This window comes from Micromonospora sp. NPDC007271 (assembly GCF_040634005.1).
Lineage (GTDB): Bacteria > Actinomycetota > Actinomycetes > Mycobacteriales > Micromonosporaceae > Micromonospora.
The window spans coordinates 1-12386 of the sequence record NZ_JBEYER010000055.1; the positions used below are offsets into that span (position 1 = coordinate 1).

The 12386-nt window shown below is 77.4% G+C and carries 4 protein-coding genes; all 4 read left to right on the forward strand.

Annotation, left to right across the window (positions count from 1 at the left end; all coding sequences use genetic code 11):
* Window positions 1-1216: DUF6603 domain-containing protein (locus ABZ570_RS20310; RefSeq protein WP_358065591.1), on the forward strand; the 1216-nt coding region annotated here is incomplete at its 5' end.
* 1 nt (window position 1217) lies between these two features.
* Window positions 1218-6029 carry a hypothetical protein gene (locus tag ABZ570_RS20315; protein WP_358065594.1) on the forward strand — a complete coding sequence of 1604 codons (4812 nt, stop codon included), beginning with the start codon at window positions 1218-1220 and terminating at the stop codon, window positions 6027-6029.
* Window positions 6026-10519 (forward strand): hypothetical protein, encoded by a 4494-nt coding sequence (locus tag ABZ570_RS20320; protein WP_358065597.1) that lies wholly within the window; start codon window positions 6026-6028, stop codon window positions 10517-10519. The genes ABZ570_RS20315 and ABZ570_RS20320 overlap by 4 nt, the downstream gene beginning before the upstream one ends.
* Window positions 10516-12351 (forward strand): hypothetical protein, encoded by a 1836-nt coding sequence (locus tag ABZ570_RS20325; protein ID WP_358065600.1) that lies wholly within the window; start codon window positions 10516-10518, stop codon window positions 12349-12351. Before ABZ570_RS20320 ends, ABZ570_RS20325 begins: the two co-directional genes overlap by 4 nt.
* The last annotated feature ends 35 nt before the right edge of the window (window positions 12352-12386 follow it).

Consider the following 12386-nt stretch of genomic DNA (forward strand, 5'->3'; position numbering starts at 1 on the left):
CGGGGCCGAGCTGAAACTGCACTTCGAGGGCGGCGGGTTCGTCATCGACGGCCGGGCCTGGCTGGACGTGATGTTCCAGTTCAAGCCGTTCTGGTTCACCGCCGAGATCGGCGCGACGGTGTCGCTGAAGTTCAAGGACAAGGAACTGCTGGCGGTCAACCTGCTGATCGGGATCAGCGGCCCCGGCCCGTGGCGGGCCTGGGGCGAGGCCCGGATCAAGTTCCTGTGCTGGGAGGTGTCGGCGAAGTTCTCCTGGACCGACGGGGAGGTCGCCGCCGCGGACGAGCCGACGTACGTCGACGCGGGCGAGGCGCTGCAGCGGGCGCTGTCCGCCCCGGACGCCTGGGAGGCCCGGCCCGCGCTCACCGCCGGGGAGCCGGTGACCCTGCGCGACCTGGCCGGCTGGACCGGCCCGATGCTGCTGCAACCCGGCGCCCTGCTGGCGGTACGGGAGAACGTGCTGCCGCTGGACACCGACCTGTCGCGGATGGGCACCTCCAGGATCAAGGGCCCGAACCGGTTCACCCTGACCGGGGTGAACGTCGGTGCCGGCGACGACCGGATCGCGGGCCGCCTCGGCGACGTGGTCGAGGACGACTTCGCCCCCGGCCAGTTCCGCGACCTGTCGCCGGTGGAGCAGCTCACCACCCCCGGCTTCGTCCGCCTCGGGGCCGGCCGCACGGTGGCGCTGCCCGACGGCACCGCCCTGCCGGAGACCGCGCTGACCGCGTTCGCCCCGCTGAGCGACGACTCGGCGTACGACCGGATCGTCATCGACGACCCGGACGCGGCCGGACGCCCGCTGCCGGCCGCCCGCGGCCTCGCCGCGGCCCGCGGCGGCGACCTGCTGGCCCGGTTCGCGGCCACCGCGCCGGCCGCCTTCGCCGGCACCCGCCGCTCCGGCCCGGCCCGCTTCACCGGCCCCGCGCTCGCCGTGGCCGACGCCGGCCCCGGCGACGGCGGCCTCGCCGCCGGCACCACGCCACGCCACCCGGCGGAGGGCGCTCCCGCCGCCGAACCCGCACCACACCGTCCGGCCGGCCCGCGAGCGGCCGGCGCCGTCCCGGCCCGGCCGGGCGGGGCCGGCGTCCCCGCGCCGCGCCGCGGCGTCGACACCACCGAACGGTCCCCGTCCCGGCGCGCCGGGACCCTGCGCCGCCCCCGGGTCCGGGTGCCGCAGCCCCGGATCGTCCCCGCCGAGCTGGAGGTCCGCTGACATGGGTGGCCTGCGCTTCCTGCCCTGGGTACGCGACGGCGTCGCCCGCGTGGTCCCCGACACCGACCCGCTGGCCGGGGCGCTGCCGCGCGCCCGGGCCACGGTCGAACTCACCGTCACCGCCCTGGGCACCGAGACCGCCACCGACCAGACCCGCGAGATCACCGCCACCTCCACCGCCGTGCTGCACGGCCCCGGCGACGTCGTCGGCATCGACCCGCAGGAGATCATCCGCAGCTTTCCGGCCCCGGGCGCGGAGAACGTCGAGGTCTCGCTGTTCGCGGCCGTCGAGTTCGACCGGCCCGACCTGCCCTGGCTCTACACCCCGGCGCGGCCCGACGCGCGAGGCGCGCTCCGCCCCTGGCTGGTCCTGGTCGTCGTGCCCGTGGACGGTGGCGGGGAACTGCGGACCGAGGCGGGGCAGGCGCTGCCCCGCCTCGCCACCACCGTGCGGCAACTGCCCGTGCTGGCCGACTCGTGGGCCTGGGCGCACGCCCAGGTGCTGGTCACCACCGAGGACGAGGACGTCGCCGAGGTGATCGGGACCGCGCCGGAACGTACCCTGTCCCGGCTGCTCTGCCCGCGCCGGCTCGCCACCGGCGCCGACTACCTGGCCGCCGTGGTCCCCGCCTTCGAGGCCGGGGTCCGCGCCGGCCTCGGTGAGCCGGTCGACGAGGCCGGCCCGCTCGCACCGGCCTGGGGGCCCGGATCGGCGCACCCCGGCCCGGACGACGCGGTGCTGCTGCCCGTCTACCACCACTGGACGTTCCGCACCGGACCGGACGGCGACTTCGAGTCGCTCGCCCGCCGGCTGCGGGCCCGGCCGCTGCCCGCCGACGTCGGCCGGCAACCGGTGGACATCGCCGCGCCCGGTGGCGGCCTGCCGCAGCAGCCCGACGAGGGCGTCGAGGGCCGTTCGGTGCTGGGCTTCGAGGGCGCGCTCGCCGCGCCCGGGATGACCCCGACCAACTGGGCCGAGGACGTCCGGGCCGCCTGGCAGACCGCCCTGACCGGGCTGCTGCGGCACGCCGCGGACCGGCTCACCCCGCCGCTGTACGGCGACATCCACACCCAGGAGGACCAGCTGCCCGCCCCCGGCGCGGAGCCACGCTGGCTGGCCGGGCTGAACCTGGACCCCCGCTACCGGGCCGCGGCGGCCCTCGGCACCCAGGTGGTGCAGCGGCACCAGGAGGACCTGGCGGCGGCGGCCTGGCAGCGGGCCGCCGAGATCCGCGAGGCCAACGAGCAGTTGCGCCGCGGCCAGGCGGCCCGGGACACCGCCACCGCGCTCTACGCCCGCCGGGTCGACCCGGACGCCCCCGGCGCGGCGGTCGACGACGACCGGCTCGTCGCGCTGACCCAACCGGTGCACGACCTGGTCGACCTGCCGGCCCGCGGGCTCACCGCCGGTGCCGCCGGCCCGCTGGACCGGCGGCTGGACGCCAACCCGGGCGCGAAGGCGGCGACGTCGGCCCCGGTCCGGCGGCTGCTACGCCCCCGCGGACCGCTGGCCCGCCGGGTGGACTACGACGCCGCGGCCACCGCGCTGTCCCGGCTGGCCGGCGGTGCGAGCGCGGTGCCGCCCGCCCGGGTGCCGGCCGGCGGCGCGGTGCTGGACACCCTGGTCAGCGACGGCCGCGGCGTGGGCGACCTGACCAGCGAGGTGATCGAGCAGGCCGCCGCGAACGGCTGGTGGCACACCGGGACCAGCGGGCTGACCACCCGGACGGCCCGCGCCGCCGCCCTGACCGCCGACGACCCGGTGACCCGGGTCGTCACCAACGGCGGCGACCTGCTCACCGGCGACCGGTTCTTCGTCGGGGCGGCCGACGGCCGGCTGTTCGAGCGGCGCCGGTTCGGCCCCGACCGCTGGGTCTGGCAGGACCACGGCACCCCGCCGGGCACCGCCGTGGCGACCTCCGGCGCCGTCCTACCCCCCGGCCGGGTGTACGTCCGGACCCGGAACAGCCGGCTGTACGAACGCGGCTGGGACGGCGACCGGTGGGTGTGGACGGACTGCGGCGCCCCGCCCACCGGCGTGCACAGCCGGCCGGTGGTCGGCGGCTCGGTGCTGTACGTGCTCGGCGGCGACGCAGCGCTGTGGCGCTTCGACCCGGCGAACCGGTCGTGGAGTTCGCTGGGCAGCCCGGTCAGCGGCAACGAGCGGCTCTGGGGCACCCCCCGGCCGTCGTTCGTCGGCGTGCTGGTCGCCACCAGCACCAACCGGCTGTTCGCCCACAACGGACAGCAGTGGCGTCAGTTCGGCGGGCCGGCCGCCTGGGGCTCCCCGGCCGCCGAACACCGCTATCCCAACGGGCAGTACGGCATCGAGTACGTCACGCCGACCGGGCAGCTGGTGTCGCTGTACGCGGACGGGACGACCTTCTCGCACGATCCGGTGCCGGAGGGCCGCCGGGTGGTGTCGCTGGCCCAGGAGGCGGCACCGTTCGGCAACGACGAGGAACCGGGCATCGTCACCCTCGCCGCGAATCCCGCCAACCCCGCCGACGTACGCCTGATGGTCCGCCATCTGTGGTACCACGACGGGCAGGAACGCTACCTCTGGGGATGGCGGCCGGAGACCACCCAGGTCCCGGCCGGCGGGCTCGGCGCGCACCGGCCCGGGCCGCTGGTCGGCGACTCCCGGGACGGGGAGCTCTTCGCGATCACCGCCGACGGCCGGCTCACCTCGTACCGCTGGGGCTACCCGCGTCCGGCCGGCTGGGTCGACCACGGCACGCCGGCCGACCCGCGCGGTGCGGGGCCGGTCGACGCGCCCGCCCCCGCCGACGTGCGCTTCGCGCCGAAGGTGGGGCTGCTCGCCTCGCTGCTGTTCACCCACACCGTCGTGCAGGGCACCGGCAGCCGGCCCCGCACCCAGGTCGCCCACCACATCGGTGACGACGGCGCGGTGCAGGAGCCGGCGCTGACCGCCGCGACGGACGGCCCGCCGATCCCGGTGATCGCCCGGGCCACCGCCACCAGCCTGGCCGCCGTTCTGCCGGCCGGACGGCCCACCCTGGTCACCGCCGCGCTGCTGCCCGGGACCGTGGCCGGCACCTGCCGGATCGCGTACTGGATCGGCCGGGACGCCGACGCGAACGGCCGGGCGACCGGCGGCTGGACCGGCCCGTACGAGCTGCCGGACCCGGTCAGCGCGGACGTCGCCGGGCTCGACGTGGCCCTCGCCGACCTCGACGGCGACGGCCGCCCCGAGCTGGTCGTCGCGTACGCGGTGGACCGGCCCGGCCGCGCCGACAACCGGGTGTACTACCGGGTCGGCTGGCGGCTCGACGATGCCGGGACGGCCACCAACGGCTGGACCGACTCGCTGCCCACCCCGATGCTGCTCGACCGGTTCACCGCCGTGGGGATCGACGTGGTCGACATGACCGGCGACCAGGTGCCCGACCTGCTGGTCTTCGCCACCGGGACGGTCGGCGGCGCGCCGGTGGCCCGCTACCTCACCGGGCGGGGCGTCAACCGGCGCGGCCTTGTGGCCGGCGGGTGGACCGCGCCCCGGGCGGTGCCGGACGAGACGGCGACCGCCCGCGCGGACGGGGCCGGCGTGGCGGTGGCCGACATCACCGGCACCCGCCGCCCCGACCTGGTGGTCGCCCGGCGCACCGGCGCCACCCTCGCGTACCGGGTCGCCTTCGACCTCGACCCGGACGGTGTGCCGGTGGACTGGAGCCCCGCGGTCACCGTGACCGGGGCGGCCGACGCCGGTGCCAAGGGCTGCACCGTCGCCGTGGCCGACCTGCGCGCCGACCTGGTCGCCGACCGGGCGAAGATGGGTGACGACTTCATGGCCGCCGCCGCCCGCCACCAGGGCCGGCTCGCCCCCGCCCAGGCGTTGGCCCGCGACCACCGCCCCGCCCCGGTGGACGTGGCCACCGCCGCCGCCGCGGTCCGCGAGGCGGTACGCCCGGAGACCGCGGTGGCCGGCGAGGTGCTGGCCGGGCTCACCCTCGGCGACGGCGAGCTGGTCGACGCCCTGCCGGACAGCGGCGACCCGCTGCGCCGGCTGCTCGCCGGGGTCACCTTCGACGTCCCCGCCTACGAGTTGCTGCGCGGGCTCTCCCAGGAGCACGTCGTGCCGAACCTGCCGGCGGTGGCCCCGGACACGATGACCGCGCTGGCCGCCAACCCGAGGTTCATCGAGGCGTTCCTGGTCGGGCTCAACCATGAGATGAGCCGGGAGATGCTGTGGCGGGAGTTCCCCGCCGACCCGAAGCAGACCTGGTTCCGGCAGTTCTGGGACGTCCGCGGGGCGGTCTCGGCGGGTGCGCCGCTGACCGACATCCCCCCGCTGACCGACCCGGCCTGGCGCAACGGTCCGCTCGGCAGCCATCTCACCGCGGTCGGCGCGCCCGGGGAACAGTCGTTGGTGCTGGTCATCCGCGGCGAGTTGCTGCGCCGCTACCCGTCAACCGTCGTCACCATGCGGGCCGCCACCTGGACCGGCCCGCAGGAACGCACCCCGACCGGGCCCGACGTGCTGCCCATCTTCAACGCCTGGCTCTCCCCCGACCTGCTGCTGTTCGGCTTCCCCTGCACCGCCGGCGTGGCCCGCGGTGCCGGCAGCCAGGCCGACGGGCTGGCCGGGCACTTCTTCATCCTGCGCGAGCAGCCGGCCGCGCCCCGCTTCGGGGTGGACCTCACCGGGGACCCGCCGCCGCCGGACGCGGTGGTCTTCGCCGCCCAGCAGGGCCGCAACGCCGCCGACACCGCCCTCGCGTTGCTGCAACGCCCCGTCCTCCTGGCCCGCCACGCCAGCGACCTGCTACCGACGCCGGAGAGCCGACGATGAGCACCACCGCGTACGACGCCGACCGGCCGCCGCTGTCCGGCGCGCTCACCGCAACCCCCTGGACGCTGACCGCCGCCGCGCCGGCCGTCATGCTGCCGGTACGCCTGGAGACCCGGTTCGCCGGCGCCACCCTGAAGATCCGCGTCTACCCGGACCAGATCCACGTCGACGACCACGAGCTCGGGCTGACCGACGAGGAGGTCGTCGCCGGGCGGGCGTACTGGGGGGACGGACGGCCGGAAGGGCCGACCGACACCCCGGACGAGGCGGCCTGGAGCGACCTGGTGCGCCGCTTCGGCGCGACCCGCGCGGCCTGGATCGCCCGCGTGCTGGAGCCGGCCGCCGGGGTCTTCCCCGACCCGCTGTCCCGCACCGGCCCATGGTGCGAGCCGGCCCGGGCCCGGCTGCTGCCCACCCAGTGGTACGCGGTCGGGCGCACCGCCAGCGGCAAGCTGTTCACCGGCACGTCCGGCCCGGTCATCCGGGACCTGCCCGTCGGCCCCAGCCCGGTGCCCACCGGCGACGGCAGCATCGACCGGCTCTCCGACGAGGCGCCGCCGGTCGACGACGGGATGCGGTGGACGGTCGACTTCGCCACCGCCGTCGCCGCCGGCATGGCGCTCACCGTCACCGTCCCCGTCGACGCCAAGGGCCAGCCGGAGCCGGTGGAACGGCTGCTGGTCTTCGGGCTGGACAGCGCCACCGGCCCGGCCGGGTCGGCCCGGGCGCTGGCCCGGCTGCTGGAGGCGCACGCCGCCACCGACGGGCTGTCGTTCCTCGCTCCCGACACCCCCACCAACAACACCGGCACGGACACCCCGGCGGCCATCCCGACCGGCGCGCCGGTGACCACCGCGGACAGTGCCCCCGGGGCCGCGCCGGAGAGCGCCGCCGTCCTGGTCGCCACCGCGCTCGGTCTCGAGCTGACCGCCACCGGGCACGACGCGCTCACCGCCGCCCGCCGGCAGCCGACCCGGGCCGGCGCACCGACCGCGCTGGCCCGGGCCACCGGCGCCACCGCCGCCGATCGGCCGACCGGCCGGCTGGTCCGCCGGCTGCTCTGGCCGGCCAGCTTCGGCAGCCTGCTGCGACACCTGCTGCCGGTCGCCACCCCGGCCGAACAGGCCGCGGTGCGCGAGCACTTCGTCGCCCACGTGCACGCCGAGGGGCCGCTGCCCACCCTGCGGGTCGGTCGGCAGCCGTACGGGCTGCTGCCGGTGGCCAGCCTGCGCGACTGGCAGCCGGCCGGAGCGGGCGAGGCGAAGGCCGTGACGCTGCTGAACAGCCTGTGGCGGCGGGTCTGGCTGCCCTCCCCCGTCCCGCGGATCGTGCCCGGGCTGGCCGACCCGGAGGGCACCCTGCTGGAGATCCTCGCCACCGACGCCCGGGTGCTGGAGGTGCGCGCCCGCAGCATGCTCGGCAACGAGTACGTCAGCTGGCTGTGGCGTTTCGCCCGGCTCGGCCTCGGCCCGGACTGGCGCGACCAGGTGGTCGAACCGGCCCGGGACCTGCTGGCCGCGATCGGGCTGGGCGGCCCCACCGACCCCCGGCTGTCCCTCGCGGTCTTCGCCAAGCAGGCGTACGCGCTGGGCACCCCGCTGCTCGACGGCCCCGGACACCCCGACGTCGAGCGGGTCCGGGCGTACCTGAGCGCGCTGGCCGCGGTCGGGCTGCGCGGCGACGAGATCCCGGCCAACCCCGGCGCCGGCCCGGTGCCGCTGTTCCACCGGCTGCTGCGGGCCGCCCTGATCGCCGAGCACTCGGCCGCCGCGCACGCCTTCGCCGCCGAGGCGGGGCTGCCCGCGGCGGCGGAGATCCCCGAGCCGGAACTGGTGGACATCCGCCCGCACGACCTCACCCGAGTGCTGCGGCGGCGGCTGGACGTACCGGTGCCCGACACCGCGAGCAGCCTCGGCGACCACCTGGCCGGCACGTCGGCCGATCCCCGGCAGGTCCGCGCCACCGCCGACCTGCGGGCCTTCCGCGCCACGCTGACCAAGCTGCGCGACGCCCTCGGAGCCGGGCTGCCCACCGCCGACCTGGAACGGCACCTGGCCGGGACACTCGGGCTGGCCAGCCACCGGCTGGACGCCTGGATCACCTCGCTGGCCACCCGGCGGCTGGCCCAGCTCACCGCCGCCGGGGCGCCCGGGGTGCACGTCGGCGGCTACGGCTGGCTGGTCGACCTCGCGCCGGCACCGAAACCGGCCATGGTGGACCGTCCGCCGGACATCCCGGAGTCGGTGGCCCCGCCGAAGCTGCCGCTGGCCGCGGCCGACGCCGGGCACGTGCACGCCCCGTCCCCGGCGCAGGCGGTCACCGCCGCGGTGCTGCGCAGCGCCTCCCGCAGCCACGGCGGCGACCCGGGTCTCGCGGTGGAACTCTCCTCCCGCCGGGTCCGGCTCGCCGAGCAGCTCCTCGACGGGGTACGCGCCGGGCAGAGCCTCGGGGCGCTGCTCGGCTACCGCTTCGAACGCGGCCTGCACGACCACCCGGCCGGCCCCTGGGACCAGCTCCTGCCGACGTTCCGCGCGCTCGCCCCGGTCCGCGCGCACCGGGTCGACCCCACCGCCGACGGCGGCGCCACGCTCGCCACCACCGTCGAGTCGACGGCCACCGTGGACGGCCTGGAGCTGCACCGGCTGCACCAGGCCGGCCAGCTCAACCAGTGGCTGCGCAACCGCCCGGCCGCCGAACGCGCCGCCGTCGCGGAGATCCTCGCCGACCTGGCCGAGGCGGTCGACGCGGTGGCCGACACCCTGCTCGCCGAGAGCGTGCACCAGCTCGCGCTGGGCGACCTGAACCGGGCCGCGGCCGCCGTCGACGCCGCCTCCGGGGCGGCCACCAACCCGCCCGAGCTGCACGTCACCCGTACCCCGGCCACCGGGACGGCGCTCACTCACCGGGTGCTGCTGCTGGTCAACGCCGACGAGCGCTTCGCCGAGCTCCGGCGGGACTGGCCGGCCGGCCGCGGCGACCACCCACGCATCGCCGGCGCCGCCGTGGACGCGCTCACCTCCGTGCTGCTGCCGCCCTCGTTCCGGGTCTTCTGGCGATACCGCTGGCACGCCCCGGACGGGGTCACCGCCACCGGCTGGCAACCGGCCAGCCTGGACCGGATCCAGACCCCGGCGGTCGACCTGCTCGCCGCGCCGCCGCACCCCGGCCACCCCGACGACGCCGAGCTGGACCGGCGGATCACCCTGGACGCCTGGGGGCCGCTGCGGCCGACCGAGGTCGGCGACGACTGGACGCTGGAGCTGGACTACGGCCGAGACCCCGCCTGGCCGCTGGACCGGGCCAGCCTCGCCGAGTTCCTGCACGCGGTCAACGTGCTGCGCGACCTGTACGGCCGGTCCCGGCCGGTGGTCGCCGCCGACCTCGGCACCGACCCGTCGATTCCCCCGGAGGTGGACGGGAACACCAAGGCCCAGGCCGACGAGACCTGGCAGTCGACCCGGCGTACCGCTGCCGGACTGGCCACGCTGCCCGCCGGAGACGAGACGGCCGCGCGGGACCTGCTCACCGTGGCCGCCGGCCTCGGCGTGGTCGGCGCGGTGCCGCCGCCCCGACGCGCGGGCAGCGCCGGCGCGGTCGCCGACACCGCGACCACCGCCCGCTTCGAGCTGGACCGCCGGCTCGCCGCGCACTGCCGGGTGATCGCCGAACTGCACGACCGCACCCCGTGCCCGCCCGGCGGCTGCCGGTGCGAACCGGCCACCGACTTCGACCGGCCGGACGCGCCACCGGCCCGCCGCCGGGAGGCGCAGATCGCCCGTCTGCGGGCCCTGCTCGGCCCGGACGTGCCGGTCCTCCCCCGGGCCACCGCCCCGCAGCCGGCCCAGCTGGCCACCGCCCTGGCCGCCAGCGACGCGCTCCAGGGTGGCTCACCCCATCCGGTACGCCGCTGGCTGTCCCGCTACGGCCGGGTCCGCCCGGCGGTCGGCCGACTGCAGGAGGTGCTCACCACCGCCGACGCGCTGGACGCCGGGGGCGTGGTGCGGCTGCCCGCCACGGTCCGGGTGGCGCAGCTGCCGTACGCGCCGGGCGACCGCTGGGTCGGCGAAGCGCCGCCCAAGCCCGGCACCGAACCGCTGTCCCTGGTGGTGGTCGCCCCCGGCGGGATCGACCCGACTCGGCCGGTGCACGGCCTGGTGGTCGACGAGTGGACCGAGGTGGTGCCGGCCGGGCGGGTGCAGACCGGCCTCACCTTCGAGTACGACGCGCCCGGTGCCGCCGCCCCACAGGCGGTGCTGCTGGGTCTCGCGCCGCAGGGGGCGACGAACTGGCAGCCGGCAAGCCTCGCCCAGGTGCTGGAGGAGGCGCTGGACCTGGCCCTGGCCCGGGCCGTGGACGTGGACTCGCTCGGCGCAGCCGGGCAGTTCCTGCCCGCCCTCTACTTCCCGACCAACGTGACCGAGACCACGACCACCACCGACTTCGTGCCGGACGCGACGCTCGCGCCGCAGGGCGGACAGGAGGCACCTTGACCACCGTCGATCCGCTGCTGACCGAGACCGGTTCGCCGTCGGTCACCACCTGGACCCGGCTGGAGCCGCGTACCCGGCGGGCCGACCTCGCACCGGCCGTGGACGCCCGGGTCGCCGACCCGCTGTGGCTGCTCGCCCGGCAGTGGCAGCTCGGCGAGTTCACCGGCGAGGACGGCGGGTCGCCGGTCGCCGCCCGGGTGCACGCCGAGGTCGCCCGCTTCACCCGCTACCGGCCCGGCCCGTACGCGGGGGCGGTGGGACTGCCCGCCGGGGTGCCCTGGGAGACGCTGGTGGAGCGGGAGGGCACCGCGACCGCCGGTGACCTGCGCTTCGCCGTGGAAAGCGGGCAGCAGTTGCTGCGGCTGCTCGCCGACGCCGGCGCCGGCGAGCTGACGCCGGCGGTGTGCTCCGCGTACCCCGTGCCGGCCGCGCCGCCGGACGCCGCGTCGGCAGCCGACCCGGAGACCGTCGGCTACCTACGCGTCGCCGCCGGCCGGGTGCCGCACGGGGAGCTGGCGCTGCGCGCCTGCGCGGAGGACCGGTTCAGCCACGAGGTGGGGGTGCCCGACGCGCTGCTCGCCACCGTCCGGCAGGTCGTCGACGACTGGCTGGCCTGGCTGGGGGCGCCGCCCCGGCCCGCCGGGCCGCGCCCCGGCTACCTGCTGCAACTGCCGGGCGTGCTGGCGCCCGGCGGGTCCCGGCCGGCCGCGCCGCCGTGGCCGCCGGCCGACTTCACCCCGCTGTTCAGCGCCCCCGGTCTGGAGGGGTCGGCGTGGCGGCGCGAGCGGATGGAGTACGACGCCGCCGTCGCCGCACACGACGGCCGGGCCGAGCTGGTGCTCACCGCGCACGAGTACGACGGGAACCGGCTGGACTGGTACCACTTCGACCACGAGCCGGGCACCACGTTGGAGGCGCGGGCGGCCGTCGACGACGTGGTGAAGGTGCTGCTGCCCACCCCGGTGGCGTACGCCGGCATGCCGTCCACCCGGTTCTGGGAGCTGGAGGACGCCCGGGTCAACCTGGCGGGCATCGGTGCCGGCACCGGGGACCTGGCCCGGATGTTCGTGGTCGAGTACGGCCTGGTCTACGCCAACGACCACTTCCTACTGCCGCTGGAGCTGCCGGTCGGCTCGGCCACCCGGATCCGGTCGCTGCTGGTCACCGACACGTTCGGCGGGCAGACGCTGGTGCCGGCCGCCCCGGAGTCCACCGCCCTGTTCCGGCCCGCCGGCGCCACCGGCGGCGAGACCGCCGACGTGCTGATCCTGCCCGCCACCACCGCCGCCACCCTCGACTCCGCCCCGGTGGAGGAGGTCCGCCTCGGCCGGGACGAGACCGCCAACCTGGCCTGGGCGATCGAACGCACCGTCACCGGGGCCACCGGCCGGCCGATCGACCGCACAGCCCAGGTGGGCCGGGCGGCCGTGCCGCCGCGACCGCCGGCCGACGCGGACGTGCCGGCGCTGTCGTACGCCTTCGCCACCACCGTGCCGGAGAACTGGGTGCCGCTGCTGCCCGGCCCCACGCAGGACCGTCCCGACGTGGTCCGGCTGCGCCGGGTCCCGCTGCAACAGCCCGTACGGAACGGGGAGCCGATCGCGGTGACCGGCTACAGCCGCCTGCTCGACTGGCGTGAGCGGGACGGGCGGCTGGTGGAGCTGGCCTTCCCCGAGGAGGAGGTGCCGCGCGCCGGCAGCCGGGTGCTGCGGCAGTGGCAGCTGGCCCGGTGGACCGACGGCTCGGTGCATCTCTGGCTCGGCCGCGCCCGGCACGTCGGTGCGGGTGAGGTCTCCAGCGGCCTGCGCTACGACACCGTCCAACCGCGCTGACCACCCGCCCGCCACTGACACAGACAGCGGAGTAC